This is a genomic window from Bradyrhizobium sp. UFLA01-814 (assembly GCF_046718885.1).
Taxonomy (GTDB): domain Bacteria; phylum Pseudomonadota; class Alphaproteobacteria; order Rhizobiales; family Xanthobacteraceae; genus Bradyrhizobium; species Bradyrhizobium elkanii.
The window spans coordinates 1-16,739 of the sequence record NZ_JAQOSR010000178.1 but is presented as its reverse complement, the minus strand read 5'-3'; the positions used below and the strand labels follow the sequence as shown (position 1 = coordinate 16,739).

General features: G+C 63.1%; 17 protein-coding genes. 5 read left to right on the top strand and 12 right to left on the bottom strand.

Features of this window, described 5'->3' with window-relative positions:
• Positions 1 to 241: hypothetical protein (locus PMN64_RS35900; protein WP_411784133.1), on the top strand; the 241-nt coding region annotated here is incomplete at its 5' end.
• Between the two features lie 65 nt (positions 242 to 306).
• Here PMN64_RS35900 and PMN64_RS35895 read toward each other — a convergent pair.
• Positions 307 to 1,599, bottom strand: coding sequence for a c-type cytochrome (locus PMN64_RS35895; RefSeq protein WP_304499650.1), 1,293 nt, complete (start codon positions 1,597 to 1,599; stop codon positions 307 to 309).
• A 132-nt stretch (positions 1,600 to 1,731) separates the two neighbouring features.
• Here PMN64_RS35895 and PMN64_RS35890 point away from each other — a divergent pair, with 132 nt between their 5' ends.
• Positions 1,732 to 2,115, top strand: a complete 384-nt coding sequence (locus PMN64_RS35890) for a hypothetical protein (protein ID WP_411784132.1) — start codon at positions 1,732 to 1,734, stop codon at positions 2,113 to 2,115.
• Between the two features lie 129 nt (positions 2,116 to 2,244).
• On the opposite strand, the gene PMN64_RS35885 is transcribed toward PMN64_RS35890, so the two are convergent.
• The 9 genes from PMN64_RS35885 to PMN64_RS35845 form a co-directional block, all read right to left on the bottom strand.
• On the bottom strand, positions 2,245 to 2,439 hold the full coding sequence (locus PMN64_RS35885) for a hypothetical protein (protein WP_057017127.1): 195 nt from the start codon (positions 2,437 to 2,439) through the stop codon (positions 2,245 to 2,247).
• A 134-nt stretch (positions 2,440 to 2,573) separates the two neighbouring features.
• A complete protein-coding gene (locus PMN64_RS35880; RefSeq protein ID WP_411784130.1) occupies positions 2,574 to 3,878 on the bottom strand; it encodes an acyl-CoA dehydrogenase family protein in 1,305 nt (434 codons plus the stop codon).
• An 11-nt stretch (positions 3,879 to 3,889) separates the two neighbouring features.
• On the bottom strand, positions 3,890 to 5,569 hold the full coding sequence (locus PMN64_RS35875; protein WP_411784128.1) for an AMP-binding protein: 1,680 nt from the start codon (positions 5,567 to 5,569) through the stop codon (positions 3,890 to 3,892).
• A 110-nt stretch (positions 5,570 to 5,679) separates the two neighbouring features.
• On the bottom strand, positions 5,680 to 6,354 hold the full coding sequence (locus PMN64_RS35870; protein WP_229189506.1) for a GntR family transcriptional regulator: 675 nt from the start codon (positions 6,352 to 6,354) through the stop codon (positions 5,680 to 5,682).
• A gap of 130 nt (positions 6,355 to 6,484) precedes the next feature.
• Positions 6,485 to 8,026, bottom strand: a complete 1,542-nt coding sequence (locus PMN64_RS35865; protein WP_411784134.1) for a sugar ABC transporter ATP-binding protein — start codon at positions 8,024 to 8,026, stop codon at positions 6,485 to 6,487.
• Entirely contained in the window at positions 8,023 to 9,141 is a 1,119-nt protein-coding gene (locus PMN64_RS35860; protein WP_411784127.1) for an SMP-30/gluconolactonase/LRE family protein, read from the bottom strand. Before PMN64_RS35860 ends, PMN64_RS35865 begins: the two co-directional genes overlap by 4 nt.
• A gap of 3 nt (positions 9,142 to 9,144) precedes the next feature.
• Positions 9,145 to 11,256, bottom strand: a complete 2,112-nt coding sequence (locus tag PMN64_RS35855; RefSeq protein ID WP_411784126.1) for an ABC transporter permease — start codon at positions 11,254 to 11,256, stop codon at positions 9,145 to 9,147.
• 115 nt (positions 11,257 to 11,371) lie between these two features.
• Complete coding sequence (locus PMN64_RS35850; RefSeq protein ID WP_028334112.1) at positions 11,372 to 12,394, bottom strand: sugar ABC transporter substrate-binding protein; 1,023 nt, start codon at positions 12,392 to 12,394, stop codon at positions 11,372 to 11,374.
• A gap of 59 nt (positions 12,395 to 12,453) precedes the next feature.
• A complete protein-coding gene (locus tag PMN64_RS35845; RefSeq protein ID WP_051002594.1) occupies positions 12,454 to 13,440 on the bottom strand; it encodes an ABC transporter permease in 987 nt (328 codons plus the stop codon).
• A 504-nt stretch (positions 13,441 to 13,944) separates the two neighbouring features.
• On the opposite strand from PMN64_RS35845, the gene PMN64_RS35840 reads away from it, so the two are divergent.
• Positions 13,945 to 14,538, top strand: a complete 594-nt coding sequence (locus PMN64_RS35840; protein WP_411784124.1) for an alpha-ketoglutarate-dependent dioxygenase AlkB — start codon at positions 13,945 to 13,947, stop codon at positions 14,536 to 14,538.
• A 215-nt stretch (positions 14,539 to 14,753) separates the two neighbouring features.
• On the opposite strand, the gene PMN64_RS35835 is transcribed toward PMN64_RS35840, so the two are convergent.
• On the bottom strand, positions 14,754 to 15,026 hold the full coding sequence (locus PMN64_RS35835; protein WP_016842183.1) for a DUF2312 domain-containing protein: 273 nt from the start codon (positions 15,024 to 15,026) through the stop codon (positions 14,754 to 14,756).
• Between the two features lie 108 nt (positions 15,027 to 15,134).
• Positions 15,135 to 15,746 (bottom strand): exopolysaccharide biosynthesis protein, encoded by a 612-nt coding sequence (locus PMN64_RS35830; RefSeq protein WP_304499643.1) that lies wholly within the window; start codon positions 15,744 to 15,746, stop codon positions 15,135 to 15,137.
• A gap of 66 nt (positions 15,747 to 15,812) precedes the next feature.
• On the opposite strand from PMN64_RS35830, the gene PMN64_RS35825 reads away from it, so the two are divergent.
• Both PMN64_RS35825 and PMN64_RS35820 read left to right on the top strand, forming a co-directional pair.
• Entirely contained in the window at positions 15,813 to 16,340 is a 528-nt protein-coding gene (locus tag PMN64_RS35825; protein WP_411784123.1) for a hypothetical protein, read from the top strand.
• An 8-nt stretch (positions 16,341 to 16,348) separates the two neighbouring features.
• Entirely contained in the window at positions 16,349 to 16,711 is a 363-nt protein-coding gene (locus PMN64_RS35820; protein WP_063607146.1) for a hypothetical protein, read from the top strand.
• Positions 16,712 to 16,739 lie beyond the last annotated feature (28 nt).

The window sequence follows — 16,739 nt, the reverse complement described above, 5'->3', positions numbered from 1 at the left end:
CTCCGGCACGGCCGTCGAGGCAGCCCTTACGAAGGCGCAAAAGGTTGCCCTCAAGCAGGCGGTCGTCGCCTGCAAGGCCGAGGCGAAGGGCAAGAAGATCAAGTGGCTGTCACGCCGCAAATACGTCAACCAGTGCGTCGTGGCGGCGCTCAAGGAACATCCCAGCATTAATATCGCCCACATGCTCAAGGAGAACCCGGAGCTGACGAAGATCCCGGTGGAGCAATGGCCGGGGTATTAGAGCCTCATACCGCGGCTTGACGCCTTCGCTTGAGGACGCCGCAACGTGGCTGCCGCCAAATCGAGCTATTTCGACGTCGCACGCGCCAGGAAGTCCGTGAGCGCGCGGCGATCTTCGGCCGAGCCGATGTGCTGCTCCGGCATCTTCGTGCCGGGCGTATAGGCGTTCGGCCCGATCTCGAACAGTTTGGAGACGGTCTCGGGCGTCCAGACGATGTCCATCGTCTTGAGTGCGTCGGAGAAGCGATAGCCCGGCAGCGAGGCGATCTTCCGGCCGAACAGTCCGGCAAGCGTCGGACCGGCACGCTGCAGCTCCGTCTCCGACAGAGTGTGACAGGCGACGCAAGCTCTGAAGATTTCGGCGCCGTGATCGCCGGCATAGGCGGCGAGCGGATCCCCCGGCGTGCCCGCCAGGTTCGATCCGATCGCCGCGCCGGTCAGTGCGTTCCAGCGCCTGATCTTGCCGTCGGCGCCGCCGGTCAGGAGCGTCACGCCATCGGGCAGGAATGCAACCGACCAAACCGGCCCGCCCAGCCCGGCGAGCGTGCGCAGCACGCTGCGCGCCTTGCGATCGACGATCGCCACGGTGCCGTCAATTGCCGCCGCGGCGATCAAGGCGCCGTCATGCGAGACCGCCAAGGCGACGATCGGCGTGGCACCGGCCATGACCTCGCCGCCTGCCTTGCCATCGGCGGACATCATGCGCAGCTTGCCGTCCGCTGCGCCGGTGACGATTTCGCCATCAGGTGAGATCGCCACGGCATTCAGGGGCGACGGCACCGTGACGATCTCGGCGCTGCCGTCCGGCAGGCGCCAGATCCGCACGGTCAGATCGTAGCCGACGCTCACCAGCGATTGTCCGTCGGCGGCAAAGGCCACGCCATTCACGTTTTGCGAATGGCCTTGCAGCACCCGCGTGCCTCCGTCGGACAACGACGAGATCCGCACGGTCTGGTCCCACGAGGCGGATGCGAGCCTCGATGCATCGGGCGAAACGGCGAGCCCGACGATGGGTCCGGTATGGTCCGCAAAAACCCGGTCCGGCTGAGGCCGGCCCGACGTCCAGATCGCAATCTGACCGTCCGCACCAGCCGTTACCATCCTTCCATCTGTGAGGAAGCCAACTGCGTTCACCGCACCCGAATGGAAGCGAAGGACCTGCTCCGCAGACTCGGTTGCCAGCGACCATCGGATCGCCGCAGTATCGAAGCTGCCCGACAGAACCGTCTTGCCATCGCCTGAAACGGCGATCGCGCGGACGGGTCCGCCGTGTCCGGCCAATTGCGCCTGCGCGGGTTGCAGCGCAAGAAGCAACGATGCCGTCACAAGGAACGTGGCGAGACGAAAAATCAAATCCATGGCCGTCGGAGACACTCGCAGCGAAGCCCCCGGGCCATTCTGCCCGTTTTTGCTGCCCGGCCAAAGTGCTCCCTTGGCGTCCATCGGGCCCGCCAGCGATCGTTGAATCTGGCGTGTCCGTGGGCGACGGGCTTGGCCCCCGGCAACAACGGGCCCATTTCACCAGTAATCAACAAGGGAGCTCGTATTCGGTTCGGGGGTGCGACAAGCGGCGCCTTGAAGGGCGGCCCACGCGGTCGCAGTCTTGGGAAAGGCGCCTCACAATCGAGGTCGAACATGCAAGTACATCCGAAAGCATATCTGCAGTTCATCTCGCGCATTTGGCATTTTCGCGTGTTGCCGCCGCGGGATCGCAATCCCGCCAGCCGGGACGCGTCGCCACTGCTGATCTACATCGTCGCCGTGTTGGCGTTACTCCTGGCGATCCTGATCGTCGATCGCCACGGTGCGCCGTTTCAATTCCCGGAACATGTCGGCGATCCCGCTGGGATCAACCCGATCTTCATGAGTTTTTGAAACACAGCGCGCGACGGGGGCTGCGCAAGCGGACAAGCCGTCCGACGCGTCGCGCTGTTCAACGCCAGACGATTTCCAGCCCGCTCATCCCGAACCGCAATGCGTTCGGATGCGACGGCACCATTCTCTCTATTGCTGAGTTCCCCTCGGAAACACCAGCGATCGATCGTCGAAATCTTCGACCGGCAGTTTGTCTTGTTCTTGCACAGCGGGCATCCCTGCCACTGACGTGTGGCTGACGGACGATGGATGCGATCTCGGGACATTCGTCGCAGCCAGAAAAAGCGCGAGGGCGGTCAGGCCGGCGATCATCAGGAGCTTCATGCGAATCTCCGTTGGTTCCGAGCGATTCCTGACTAGTGCAGGTCTCGACGTCCCCCTGTGAGATCGCTCACAACTCTCCTTTTGTTGATCAGCGTTGGAGCCGATGCCCTCCGGCTCCAGCCCGTTCCCAACGCCTATGGCAGATCTTTCGGGCGCGGCCACAAGCCGCCTTCGGACCAGGATTCAGATTCATCTGGCGACAACGGATCCGCGCCACCGCCGGTTCGTGCGGGATCGACATTGAGCCATCGGCGCAATTCGAGCTTGCCGATCTGGTTGCGGTGGACTTCGTCGGGGCCGTCGGCCAGTCGCAACAAGCGAGTCGTTGCGAGTGCTGCCGAAAGGAAATGGTCGTTGTTGGTGCCGCCTCCCCCGAACGCCTGTATCGCCCAGTCGACGATGGTCTGCGCCATGTTCGGCGCGACGACCTTGATCATCGCGATTTCTTGCCGCGCTGCCTTGTTGCCGACCGTGTCCATCATATAGGCAGCTCTGAGCGTCAGCAGCCGCGCCTGATCGATCTTCATGCGCGCTTCGGCCACGCGCTCGAGCGTCACGGTTTGCTCGGCGAGCGGCTTGCCGAAGGCGACACGTTTCAGCGCGCGCCGGCACATGCGCTCGAGCACGCGCTCGGAAAGGCCGATCAGCCGCATGCAATGATGAATGCGGCCGGGACCCAATCGCCCCTGCGCGATCTCGAATCCGCGCCCCTCGCCGAGCAGCATGTTGGCGGCCGGCACGCGTACATTGGTGAATATCACCTCGGATGCACGGTCTGGTACGCCGTAGAAGCCGAGCACAGGCAGCGAACGGACGACATGCACGCCGGGCGTCTCCTTGGGCACGAGGATCATCGACTGACGCTTGTGACGATCCGGATTCTGCGGATCGGTCTGCCCCATGAAGATGATGATCTTGCATCGCGGATCGGTGGCGCCGGTGGTGTACCATTTGCGACCGTTGATCACGTAATCGTCGCCGTCCCGGACGATCGAGCTGGCCACATTGGTCGCGTCGGACGAGGCAACGTCGGGCTCCGTCATCGCAAAGGAAGACCGGATCTCGCCGGCCAGCAAGGGCTTCAGCCAGCGTTCCTTCTGCGCCTCCGTACCGTAGCGCAGGATGGTCTCCATGTTGCCCGTGTCAGGGGCGCTGCAATTGAAGACCTCGGGAGCAAGATGCGAACGTCCCATGATCTCGCATAGCGGGGCATATTCGAGGTTGGTCAGCCCGTCCTCGTGAGCGGGCAGAAACAGGTTCCATAGGCCGGCCTGTTGTGCGAGCGGCTTCAGTACCTCGACAACGGGATGCACGGCCCAGGGCCCGAGCCGCTCGGCCTCCTGATAGTATCGGCGCTCATTCGGGTAGATGTGCTCCGTCATGAAGCGCTGGAGATGCGCGGCCAGTTGCTGGCTACGCTCGCTTTGGGTGATATCCACGTAAATTCTCCTTACCGGCCGCGCAGGCCGTCCCTGAGCGTGTTTCGGGTGATTTTTCCGGATTCCGTCTTCGGCAGATCGTCCAGCACGCGAATGTCGACCGGGCACTTGTAGGCCGCCAGTCGCTCGCGGCAAAAGCGCGAGAGCGCGGCGACGTCGATCACGGTGCCGGGTTGAGCGGAGACGAAGGCGACCACCGTCTCGCCGCGATAGGGATCGGCGGCGCCGACGACGGCTGCTTCGCGCACGCCCGGAAAGCCATAGATCACGTCTTCGACTTCGCGCGGCCAGACCTTGAAGCCGGAGGCGGAGATCATGTCCTTCTTGCGATCGACGAGGTAGAACCAGCCGCTCTCGTCAAAGAAGCCGACATCGCCGCTATGCAGCCAGCCGTTGGTCAGCACCTCATCGGTTTCCGCCGGCTTTCTCCAGTAGCCGGCCATCACGCCTGAGCCGCGCACAACCACCTCGCCGTGCGCGCCGGCTCCGAGCGGGCGGCGCTCGTCGTCGACGACGATTGCATCGACGCCCGAGGTCGGCCTGCCGATCGATAGCGCGCCTGAGTCAGGATCGACCGGAATCCGACCTTCGTTGGGCGCAAGATGGCTTGCAGAGGTCAGTTCGGTCATTCCGTAGGAACTGCGGATCGCCCGTCCGAACCGTCTCGCAAAGGCATCGATGACCGACGGCGCGATCGGTGCGCCGCCGGAATAGATATGTACGAAGCTTTCGAAATGCCGGCTCGTCGCGTCAGCCTGGTTCATCAGCGCAATGTACGCGGTGATGGCACCGACGATGAATGTCGGCCGCCATTCAAGGAAGGCATCGAGCGCGACCTGGGGCTGGAAGCGATAGGTCAGCACGATCGCCGCACGCGCGGCAAACGCCGCGACCATCTGGATTTCAAAGCCGGTGATGTGGAACAGCGGCGCGACGCCAAACATGCGCGACATGCTGTTCAATTCGAAATGATCGCAACAGATCAACGCGGTCGCCACCAGATTACGATGCGTGAGCATGGCGCCCTTTGGAACGCCCGTGGTTCCGGAGGTGTATAAGAGAAGGGCGATGTCGTCGGACGTCAGAACCGGTGCCGGTGGGGCGGCTGCGTTCTCGGCGAAAACCGTCGCCAGCGCATGGGCCTGCGGCGCTGCGCCCGGCTCCGGCAGCACCCGGACATCGTTTCGCGTCTGGAATTCGCCAGCGCCGGTCCAGAACACCAGCTCGGAATCGACCGAACCGGCGGCCGGGAAAACGTTCTCCCATTGATCGTCGTGGCAGATCACCGCCTTCGGTTCGCAATCTCCGAACAGCTTGCGAAGCTCCGGCGTGCGGTACATCGGGTTGAGGCTGACGACGATGGCCCCGACCTTCCACGCCGCCACGCTGACGATGACGAACTGCGGCACATTCTGAAGAATGACGGCGACCCGATCGCCGCGCCCGACCCCTTTCCGCGCGAAGCGGGCAGCGAGCCGGTCACTGAGCCAATCGATATCGGCATAGGTCTGCGTCGCATCGAAATAGAACACGGCCGGCGCCTCGCGCGGCGCGGCTCGAAACAGATCAAGCGCCGTCCGCCTTCCGGGATCGGGCGGAGCGACCGACGCTTCCCCGAGCCGCGCGCGCAGCCGGCCCGCGGCTTCCTCGTAGGCGCGCGCACGCGACACGGAATCCAGGTCAACAGTCATCGACGCTTGCCACCAGTGTCGCAACGATGGCGCCCCGTCCGGCCCGGCGGCCGCTATAGCCCGCCGCCACCTGGCGCAGCAGGAACCGTGGCAAAAGGCGTTCGCCGCCACTACTCATTGGCACTTTTTCCTCGATAAACCGAGCCAAGACGCGCATGCGGTAGCGCGGCACGGCTTGCAAGGGGCGGTTGGGCCGCCCCACTCTCTTTTGCTTGAATGACAACGCGCGTGCGCCGGATGTGGAGACGCACCAACACCTGCGCAGCTTCGACATCGCGCGCCCGGATCGCGTCCATGATCAGGACATGCTGGGGATCGGAGAACGGAAATCCGTCCTTGGCGTAGGTCTCGCTCACAAACTGCCGCCGGAAATGCTGCGTGCTGTTCCAGAAGCGTTCGACCATCGCGAGCAGTTGCGGCATCCGCGCCCGCGAATAGGTACGCAGATGGAACTCCCGATCAAGCTGGATGTATTCCTCGAGCGTCGTGACCTGCTCAAGTTCGCGCACAATGCGATCGAGCGTCTCGATGTCCTCGTCGGTCAGATTTGGCACGCTTTCGCCGATGGCGAGCGGCTCGACCGCTTCACGGATCTTGTAGATCTCGATCGATTCTTCCGAATTGACGTCCGCAATCCAGGCGCCACGGTTCGGCGCCATCACGACGAGCCCCTCGTTCTCGAGCTGCTTCAGCGCCTCGCGCACGGGAATGCGGCTTGCTCCGAAATGAGCCGCAAGGAGCTCCTGCCGAATCCGCGTGCCTGGCCGCATCTCGCCGCTCAGCACCGCGCTGCGAATCTCGCTTGCTATCCTCTCGCTCATCAGGCGACGGGACTCCGGATCGTCCTCATTGCCGTCCCGCGTCATGTCCTTCCAATGGGGAGGCCGCTGATAAGGACTCATGAAAGGCCCTCCTTCAATGAATGGCCGCGTACATGATCTTGTCCTCGGTCGCATCAGCCCGAGCCATTTCCTCGACGATACGTCCGCCGCGAGCGACCAGGATCCGATCCGAGATAGCCAGAATCTCCGGCAGATAGGAAGAAATAACGACAACCGCCTTGTTCTCGCGCGCCAGCCTGCGAATCGCCTCGTGAATTTGCGGAATGGCGCTCACATCGACGCCTCGCGTCGGTTCGTCGAAGATGACCACCGTGGGTTCCTGGGCCAGAGACTTTCCCACCACGACCTTCTGCTGGTTGCCGCCGGAATATTCGACAATCTTCAGCGTCCGCTTCAATGCGGAGATCGAGAGCGCCGAGATCCATTGATCGGCGATCCGCTTCATCTCGCGCGTCGAGTAAAGGAACCGCTTGACGCGCGGCGACGACAGATAGCCAAGATAGATATTCTGATCCACCGTCATTGTTTCGAAGAAGCCGTCGACCTTGCGGTCCTCGGTGATATAGGCGATTCCGTCGCGCACCGCCTGCCGCGGCACCCGGTAGCGGACCGGCTTGTCCCGCAGATAGATCATCCCGCCGCGCAGGAAGTTGCGCTTGCGCGCGCCGCTGACGATCTGCGCGATCTCGGAGCGTCCTGCCCCGACCAGCCCGAAGATGCCGACGACTTCTCCGTTGAACACCGAGAACGACATGTTCTTGACGATGCTGCCCATCGTCACGTTCTCGACCGAAAGCACCTTCTCACCGTGGGAGGCATGCGGCTTCGGCGCATCCGGATCAGCCCCGTGGGTCGCGTACTGCGCTGCCGTTTCCTCACGGCCAACCATCATCCGCACCAAGGCGTCACGCGTGACGTCCTTCGCCGGTACGGTGGCGACCAGCTTGCCGTCGCGCAGCACGGTGATGCGATCGGCGATGTTCAATGCCTCTTCCAGTGCATGCGAGATGAAGATGATCCCGGCGCCCTTCTCTTTCAGGGTGTTGAGAAGATGGAACAGATGCTGCGTCTCTTCGGGGGTCAGCGATGCGGTCGGCTCATCGAAGATGAAGACCTGGGCGTTGTGGCGAACCGCACGCACGATCTCGACCATCTGCCGCTTGGCCGTTCCGAGATTCTCCACCAGCACCAGCGGGTCGACGTTGAAGTTCATCGATTGCAGTGACTGGGTCGCCGCGATGTTGATCTTGCTGTAGACCGTGACCCATTTCTCCATGCCGAGTTCAAGGTTCTGCGCCACCGTCATCGAGGGGACCAGGCTGGATTCCTGGTAGACCATCGCGACCCCACCCTCGAGCGCTTCCTTTGGCGACGCGAACGAAACCTTGCGCCCCTGGATCAGGTAGTCGCCGGAGGTCAGCACGATCGCACCGGCAATCGCCTTGCAGAGCGTCGATTTCCCCGCGCCGTTTTCCCCCAGCAGCGCGTGGATTTCGCCCGGCCGCAGATCGAAATTGACAGCATCGATCGCGTGCAGGCCGCCATAGACCTTGCTGCCATTGACGATCTGAAGAAGCGGGGTTCCTGCCTGTTGTTTGGCCGCCATGGCGTTCATCCTTCTTGCGTGCCGCGGCCAGGCGGCAGTTCGACGAGACAATCGCGTCCCTTGGACACCGCCAGCACACGCGAGCCGATCGGGCGGACGGCGGTTATCCCATGAACACGACCATCGACGCGGCTGTGCAGCGTCTCCGTCGCCGCGCCCCTGGCGTCGAGCCGGGCGACGAGGCCATAGGAACGCGGCGGCGCCCATGGCTTCTGGATGCCGAGTTTCTTGATGCGGCCGATCTGGGTCGGTTCGCGCGGATTGAGGCGGCCATCCAGCGCCGGCCCGATCCAAAGCTCTGGTGGTACCGTCCGCATCATCTCCTCGCAGAATGCCCGCTCGCGCAGCACGAACTCGGTCAATTGCGTGCGCAGCGCGAGGAAGGCCATCCAGACCTCACCATTCGCGCTTCGGGCAAGACGCGCCGGATAGCCGGTATGATTCTTGACGATCACGCGCTTGTCGTCACCCGCGCGTGAAAAAGCGGTCAGGCGGTGGGCCCAGGATTCGGCGACCCAGACCTCCTTGCCGTCACCGGCTACGACCAAGCCGAGCGGCCATGCGAGCTTGTCCGCACGCACGCTCGCACCGCCGAGCAAAGAATTGCAGACGATGAGCCGGCCCGACGGGGCACGGTTCTGCATCAGGTCGGTCAGCCAATGCTCCGGCCGATTGTTTCGCGAGCCGTCGGTCAGGTAGATCGCCCCGTCCGGCGCGACCGCCACCGACAACGGACAGGCAATCTTCTCGCCACCGACGCTTTCGAGCTTGCCGACGATCTCGCCAGTTGGCGAAAGCGCCACCAGCCCCACGCCAGAGACGCAGGCGAGCAGCCGGCCGTCCGGCGTGCAGGCGAGCCCGCCGACCGGGCCGTCGAGCGTTGCGAACGCCGTGCGCGTTTTGAAGTCGTCCCCCGTGCAACGCAGGACGCGGTTGCCGGTCGAGACGTAGAGCACGCCGTCCCGCCCGAGCGCGATGTCGTCCGGTCGCTCGATCTCGTCGCCGAGCTGGCGGGCCTGATCGAGCCGCTGGTTCGGGGAGAAGGCGCCGTCGAGCACCGGAATGCCGTGAATTTCCCGGTTCGGGGACAACACGCGATCGATGATATCGCCAAGCAGAGACATGGCTCAGGCCCCTCCCCAATAGGACTTGTGCGCTTCCCAGGTCGGGTCGGCGTCCTGTAGGCGGATGCGGCCGATGCGGTTGTTCTCCAGACCGCCGATATAGAGATGGCCCTTGTGCTCGCGGACCGAGGTGATGGTCGGATGCGAAAGCCCGCCCGGATCCCAGAGCGATTCCGTTACCACGCCGTTGTCATCGAACTTGACCACGCAGCCGTAGTTGATGCCAGGGCACAGCCACTCGTCCGGCGGGATTTGCTTGACCATGCGGGTGCGGAAAACAGGGTTGCGCATCGCAAGGTCGTAGACTGGCGTGCGCAGGCCGACGAAGGCGAGCCAGTACTTGCCGTCGGAGGCGCGGTTGATGTTGTCGCAATACCCCGGAAGGTTGTCGATCAGGATCTCGCTGGTGCCCGCCTTCGGGCCGGCGATCCAGAAGCGGTTGATCTGGCACAGCCAGGTGCTGGCCCACAGCACCGACTGACCGTCATGCGAGATGCAGATGCCGTTGGGGAACGTCAGGTTCTTGAGGACCGTCCTGGTGGTGCCGGTCTTCGGATCGTGGCAGATCAGCCGGCCGTTGCCGCGCCCCTCGAAGCCGTCGAGCGCCCAGTCGGTCAGCTCGTAGCGGGTCGAGGCCTCGCTGAAATAGATCTTGCCGTCGGGCGCGACGTCGAGATCGTCAGCGAGATAGAGTCGCGAATCGTCCTTGAGGCGCGTGCGCGTGCGCGTGGTGCGGTCGGTGACCTTGAAGACCGAACGATCGGGCTTCACGCCGTAAACGCCCATGCCCGCGATGCAGACGAGGAGGTTCTGATCCCGATCGAACGCCAACCCGAGCGGCCGGCCGCCGATGCGCGCGAATTCCTCGCGGACGCTATAATCCGGCGCAAGAAAGCGGATGATCGAGCCGTTGCGGTTGACGGTGTAGAGGTTGTCGTTGCGGTCAAGGATGATGTCTTCCGGGCCCTCGATCATGTTGAGCGCGATCGCTTCCGCGTTCTTCAGGCGGTCGTTCTCCGCGAACGGCGTGCCGCTGCCCCGCTCGACCGACGGCGGCGGCTCGAAATCGACCCAGCTTGGGGTGACGTAGACCTTTTGCAGCACCTTGCCCTTGTTCTTGACCCACTTCACGTTGAAGCCGACCGCGAGCAGCAGGATGATGCCGATGATGGCGGTCGTCAGGTTGCCGGAGATGCCGAGCCGGACCATGCCGCTGGTGAGCATGAAGATGATCGCCGCGCCCATGACGGCGCGCGCGATGGTGCCGCGGCCGCCGGACAGGCTGATGCCGCCGAGAACCACCGCGGCCAGTGCGTTGATCTCCCAGCCGACGCCGGTGTCGGTGCCCGAACTGCTCTGCCGCGCGGCATAGAGGATTCCCGCCAGCGCCGCGATCGCGCCCGACATCACATAGGCCGAGAACAGCACGCGCTTGACGTTGACGCCGGCGTGGCGGGCCGCCTTGCGGCTCGACCCGACCGCCATGATGTGGACGCCGGGCTTGACGCGCGTGAGAAAGAAGTGCGTTCCGACCGCGAGCAGGATCAGCACCAGCATGTTGAAGGGAATGCCGAGAACCCTCCCCGATCCCATGAAGTCCCACGTACCGGACCCGCTGTCGATGCTGGCGAGCTCGTTGGTGAACGCGACCGTCACCTTGTTGTAGGCGGCGCGGACGATGATGAGGACGACGAGGGTCGTCAGGAACGGCCGGGTCTTGCCGTAGGCGATCAGGCCGCCGTTGATCGCGCCCATCGCCGCGCCGAACAGGACGACAAGCACGATGGTCACCGGCAGCGGCAGCCCGAGGATGAGATACAGATAGAGCGCGAGGAAGTTCGACATCGCGAACACCGCGCCGACCGACAGGTCGATGCCGCCCGACAGCACGGAGAAGGCCATCGCGACCGCGACCATCCCCTGCTCCGCGAAATTCCGCATCAGTTCCTGCAGGCTGCCCGCCGTCAGGTAGCGCGGGATCATGATCGCGAAGGCCAGGAAAACCGCGATCGTCAGCGTGAATGGAATGATCGGCTCCATCCAGCGCTTCTCAAGCAGTTCGCCCAGGAACAACTGGGGCGAGTGGCGGTGCCAGGCTCGTTGCAGGCTCTTCATCAACAGACTCCGGCGGGCTCGGCGCGGAAGCGGCCGAACGGCGGGACGACGCGGGGGATTTGGATCGACAGCTCCGGCCTGCCCGCGCCGCAGTGGGCGCGGGCGCCGGAACGACTTACTTCGCGCCCTTCGGGATGCTGAAGCAGTACATGCGATCGTCCTTCGACTTCACCCAGGCGGGGGTCGTGTAATAGGCGATGTTCTTCGCGCCCGGCTTGTCGCCGCTTTGCAACAGCGCAATGACCGCGTCGGCGATGGTCTGGCCCTGCACGTCGGCGCGATACGACAGGTTCGCGGAGAACGCGCCTTGCTCGAGCAGATCGCAATCCGCAGGCTGGCCGTCGCTGGCGACGAACACCTTCACCTTGTCGCCCATGTTGGCCGCCTTGATCGCCTGGGCCGCGCCCGCGGTTTGCGGTCCCCAGACGCTGAGGATCCCGCACAGCTTGGGATGCTGCTGCAACACCGTGGTCGTGATGTCGCCGGCCTTGTTGGCGTCCCAGCTTGTCGGCTGCGACGACACGACCTTGATCGACGGGTCGGTCTTGAACACCTCCATCGCACCATTCTTCATGTCGAGCGAATAGGCCGCGGTCGCCTCACCTTCGAGGATCGCAACCTCGCCGGAGCCCTTGCCGCCGCCACACTGATTGATGACCTCGCGCGCGATCTTGGTGCCGAGATCCTTGGCATCGACGCCGACATAGGCGTCGGTCAGGGTATTCGATGCCATGTTGACCTGCACGACATAGATGCCCGCATCCATCGCACGCTTCAGCTCCTTGGCGAGCAGCGTGACGTTCGGATTTTGCACCACGATCACGTCGGGCTTGTCGTTGATATAGTCGCTGACGGTCTGAAGCTGGATGTCGGACTTCATGTTGGCGTCGCGGGTGACGAGCTTGATGCCGTAATCGTCGAAGCGATCCTTCATCACGCGCGTCCATTCGGATTCCAGAACACCCATCCAGACCGGCGACCAGGCCACCGTCTTGCCCTTGAGCGACTTGTCGAATTTCTCGCGCAGCTGGTCGCGCGGCCCGGCCGCCTGTGATGGCGCCGCCACCAGTGCGGCGGTTGCCACCATCGCGGCGAGCCCGATGCCGGCAAACGCCCTTCTGTGCACAGCTTTCGTCATGTCAATTCCTCCCCTGTTATGTCGGCCGACTGTTGCGGCCCGTTGGTTGATGCAGAGCTTTAATCGCCCTGCTTCGACGTCTCCTCGTCACGTGGATGCAGCCGGGAATCGAGCAGGATCGCGATCAGCAGCACGACTCCCTTGACGATGTTCTGGGTCTGCACGTCCATGTCCATGATGGTCATGCCGTTCAGCAGCACGCCGATCAGCAGCGTTCCGGCGATGACGCTCATCACGTTGCCGCGGCCGCCGACGAGGCTGACGCCGCCCAGCACCACAACCATGATGACGTCGAAAATGATCGTCGATTCCGCGACCTGGAGATGCATCAGCGCCGTCTGCGCGACCATCACGACACCGCCGACATACCCGATCGCGGCGCACAGCGCGTACTCGATCATGGTCAGCGGGCGGGTCGGCAGACCGGTCTGACGCGCAGCGTCAGGATTGTCGCCATGGGCATAGACGAAGCGCCCGATCACGGTGCGCGACAGGAAGAGATGCACCACGACCGCGGTGGCCGCGAAGATCAGGATCGAGATCGGAACACCGCCCCAGATGTTTCCGCCGAGCCGCAGGAATTCGTCGTGCCCCTTGGAAAGATAGACGACATAGTGCTGCACGGCTGTGGTGCGTACGATTCCCAGCACCGCAAGGCTCGACGCCAGCGTCGTCAGCAGTGGCGGCATCTCGATCACCGAGATCAGAAACCCGTTCAGGATGCCGATGACGATCGCCATCACGAAGCCGATCAGCAGCGCGACCGGCGTCGCGTAGCCCGAATTCATCAGGATGATCGCGATCGCGGTGGAGGCGGCAAAGGAGGCGACTTGCGACAGATCCAGTCCACGCCCGATCACGACCACCGCCATGCCGAGCGCGAGAATGCCGAGTATCGAAATGTTGCGCGCCAGCGCGAACAGATTGCCCAGCGTCAGGAAGCCCTTCAGGAAGATCGAAAAAATGACGATCAGGACCGCGCACATCACCAGCACGGCTGTCGTCTGCGTCAATTTCGCCCCGCGCGCGCCCGAACTGCCGGTCACCGGGTCCTCCCAGGATTGATTTTATTGTGGCGCAAATTGAACAGAATGTATCCAGAAGTCAACATCCGTATCCAAGATTTGGACTGCAACTTATTTGATCAGAGGATATATTCACACCTGATAATCGCATAACTATCTGTAAAATCATAGATATACGCGCGGTCTAGGGGATCACAATCGAAGCGCATTTTCCGAGTTCGATCGGTCTTTTTGAAGCCGACATTGCGATATTGGATACATTCGCCCTGTGTCCCTAAAGTCAACTGGTTCTCACAGCGCCATCACCCGCGGCGACAGGACGGGGCCGAACGACGTTGCGGCAATCGCTTCCTGGCCAAGGCCTGAAGATCGTGGCGAAAGAGGATGCCGGGACCGAGCGTTGATGCCGTCTTTCGCCCATCGAAGCCGCGCCAGGTGGAAGCCCAAGCGACCTGACGGCCGGTTTAAATTCTGTCTCGGCGCGCCCATATTCGTGACAGGTTCGCAAACACTGACGGCACCAGATTGTCCGAACAATTGTCGATGTTCGATGCGCCGGCCGCAGGTCCGGCGGGTCTGCACTACGCGCCGGATTTCATCTCCAAAGCGACCGAGGGCGAACTCATCCGCCACATCCGGGCACTTCCGCTTGCCCCCTTCCAGTTCGGACAGTTCGAAGGCAAGCGCCGCGTGGCTTCGTTCGGTTACCGGTACGACTATGCGTCGCGCCGACTGGAATGTGCCGAGCCGATCCCCTCCTGGTTAAACGGCATCGTCGCCGCGACCCAATCCTTCGGCGGCGCGTCGACCGAGATCGGGCAGATCCTGTGCACCGAATATGATCGCGGCGTCGGTATCGGCTGGCACCGCGACAAGCGGCATTTCGACCGGATCTTTGGACTGTCCCTGGGATCCGCATGCAAGTTCCGCTTTCGTCGTCGGACGGAAAACGGATGGGAGCGGTTCACGCTCGATGCGGCGTCCCGATCACTCTACCTGATGGCCGGCGATGCACGGCAGATATGGGAGCACAGCATTCCGCCGGTCGAGGCCCCCAGATACTCGATCACCTTTCGAACCATGGTCGAAACAGCGCGGGGCGCCAAAGCGTCGCGATGACTTTGGATTGCCGGTTCCAGCGCTCCGCTGCGCATCGCCGCATCAACCCTGATCGATCGCTACTCCGATCCGATCGGAAGACACAATCATGAACGGAAGGTGCGACCAACGCCGCGCGAATGGTTGATGGGACGGAGGCGGACGAGCTTGGGAAGTTCGTCCGCCGAGAGATCGCGCGCCCCCGGATCTCGATCGCGGGGAACGCACCGGGCCTCTCACGCCGCTTTCGCAGCAGCCTTGTCCGCCGGTGCCGTTTCCATGGCGCGCATGTAGAGATCGAGCAGCGATTCGCGCTCGTCGCGCTCATCCTGATCCTGCTTTCGCAGTTTGACGATCTCCTTGAGGATCTTCACGTCGAAACCCTCACCCTTGGCTTCCGAAAACACTTCCTTCTTCTGCTCGTTCAGTTCCTGCAGTTCAGCGTCCAGATTCTCGATCCGCTCGATGAAGGAACGAATTTTTCCGCCGGGAATGGTGATGTCAGACATGGTGCCTCTTTGTTGAATGAGGCGGTGAAAATGAAAGCAAAGTGATAACCAATGTCTTAAACTTTAGCGGTCCTGTAGCGCATCTACCCCGCGGCTTGCCGCGGTATCTCAGATCGCAATCCAGCTGATTACGGCGGCGGCCGACGTCCAGAGCGTCCATCCAAGGCCAAGCAAGGACATCACCGCGGCCGCCATTGCCACGGCCAACAGCAGACCATCTTCCTGCAGGTAAGCAATCGCGATCAGGACGACCACAATCCCGGGAATGACGTTGACCAGAGGCAGGGGCCAGCCCGCCAACAGACCCAACAGGAACACGACCAAGCCAACAAGCCGGTCAGTCACGTCATGGCGCGCGTTCCAGCGCGGCCGGCTGATGTTCTCGATCGCGCGCAGCAGCGGACCCGCCCTGACGGTGAACCGCTTGAATCGCTTGAAGTCGAACGGCCGCTTCGACAGGAAGCGGGGAAAGGATGGAGCACTGTGCCCCAACATCATCTCGACCGCCGGAAACAGGAGGGCCAGCGTCGCAACCGTGGCCACGCCAGGGACGATCACGAGTAGCCCCAGCAACAGCAGGAGCAGCCCGAACGAGCGCCTGTCCAGATGGCTGAGGAGCCATTCGAGGTCGACGGGGCCATCAGGTGCTTGCGCGACGAGTTCTTCGAGGAGTTGGGAAGTACGGGCAGGCGCTGAGGGGGGAACGGGCAAATGGAGCATTACCCGGTAACATGGTCGAACTCCGTATTGATTGCAACGAATGCCAGAGGCGCCTAGGAAGCATTGATGGACAACGATTCCGACCAGGCGTGGCACGGCCATGCGCCGAAAAGCCCCCTGCCCGCCGGTCGCCGCCGCTGGCCGTGGTTCCTTCTGATCGTCGTCCTCGCCCTTGTCGGCGCCGGCGGCGTGTACGCCTGGCCCGAAGTCGCGGCATTGGTCCCCGCCATAAGCCACGAATCGTCCGGCGGAGCGATGACGACGAGCGACAAGGAGGCGTTGCCGACTCTCCTCGCGGCCCAGCAGAAGCTCGAGGAAGACCTCGCCGCACTCGATCGGTCGGTAGCCGACGGGCAGGCGCAGTTGAAGGCCATTACCGATCAGTTGGCGGTCCTGACCTCGAAGGTCGACGAGTTGCAGCATCTGCCCCCGCCGGCAGCGCCGCCGCCACCTGTTGCGGCCGAGGTGCCGCGCGCCCCGATCGCGCCACCCGACCCGCAGCCGAGAAAGCCGCCGCCTCGGGCAGCCAGGTCCTCGGGTCCCGTTTCGATTGGCGGCGCACCGCTCAATGTCGCGCCCAACATGGCCCGTTGAGCTCAGAAATGCCCCAAACCGCATTCCGATATTTGGCTTGGGGTTTGATCCTGGGCCTCTTCATCGTCACCGATACAACGCTGGCATTTCGTCCCCACACCTTGATATCGCCAAACGCCGATCGCTTTGCCGCGCTCTTCGTTGTCGGTGCCGTCTTTTCGTTCGCCTATCCGAAGCATGTCCTGCCAATCCTGCTGGCGCTTCTCGCCGTCATTGTCGGCTTCGAACTCATTCAAAAGCTGCTCGCCGGCAGGCATGGCTACATAAAAGACATATTCGTCAAAGGCGCCGGCTGTTGCGCAGGCGTTGTCGCCGCCACTGCCCTGAGACGCGCGCGTTCAGCGATGTCCAAGCCCACAGGTAACCCCTGACATTCTGCGCCGCCTTTGCCTGTTCGAC

What these genes read in the sequence shown, in the direction of transcription:
- PMN64_RS35830 (WP_304499643.1), bottom strand. Translation starts at nt 15,746, where the DNA reads ATGCTCCATTTGCCCGTTCCCCCCTCAGCGCCTGCCCGTACTTCCCAA.
- PMN64_RS35835 (WP_016842183.1), bottom strand. Translation starts at nt 15,026, where the DNA reads ATGTCTGACATCACCATTCCCGGCGGAAAAATTCGTTCCTTCATCGAG.
- PMN64_RS35875 (WP_411784128.1), bottom strand. Translation starts at nt 5,569, where the DNA reads ATGACTGTTGACCTGGATTCCGTGTCGCGTGCGCGCGCCTACGAGGAA.
- PMN64_RS35885 (WP_057017127.1), bottom strand. Translation starts at nt 2,439, where the DNA reads ATGAAGCTCCTGATGATCGCCGGCCTGACCGCCCTCGCGCTTTTTCTG.
- PMN64_RS35850 (WP_028334112.1), bottom strand. Translation starts at nt 12,394, where the DNA reads ATGACGAAAGCTGTGCACAGAAGGGCGTTTGCCGGCATCGGGCTCGCC.
- PMN64_RS35820 (WP_063607146.1), top strand. Translation starts at nt 16,349, where the DNA reads ATGCCCCAAACCGCATTCCGATATTTGGCTTGGGGTTTGATCCTGGGC.
- PMN64_RS35860 (WP_411784127.1), bottom strand. Translation starts at nt 9,141, where the DNA reads ATGTCTCTGCTTGGCGATATCATCGATCGCGTGTTGTCCCCGAACCGG.
- PMN64_RS35825 (WP_411784123.1), top strand. Translation starts at nt 15,813, where the DNA reads ATGGACAACGATTCCGACCAGGCGTGGCACGGCCATGCGCCGAAAAGC.
- PMN64_RS35895 (WP_304499650.1), bottom strand. Translation starts at nt 1,599, where the DNA reads ATGGATTTGATTTTTCGTCTCGCCACGTTCCTTGTGACGGCATCGTTG.
- PMN64_RS35855 (WP_411784126.1), bottom strand. Translation starts at nt 11,256, where the DNA reads ATGAAGAGCCTGCAACGAGCCTGGCACCGCCACTCGCCCCAGTTGTTC.
- PMN64_RS35865 (WP_411784134.1), bottom strand. Translation starts at nt 8,026, where the DNA reads ATGAACGCCATGGCGGCCAAACAACAGGCAGGAACCCCGCTTCTTCAG.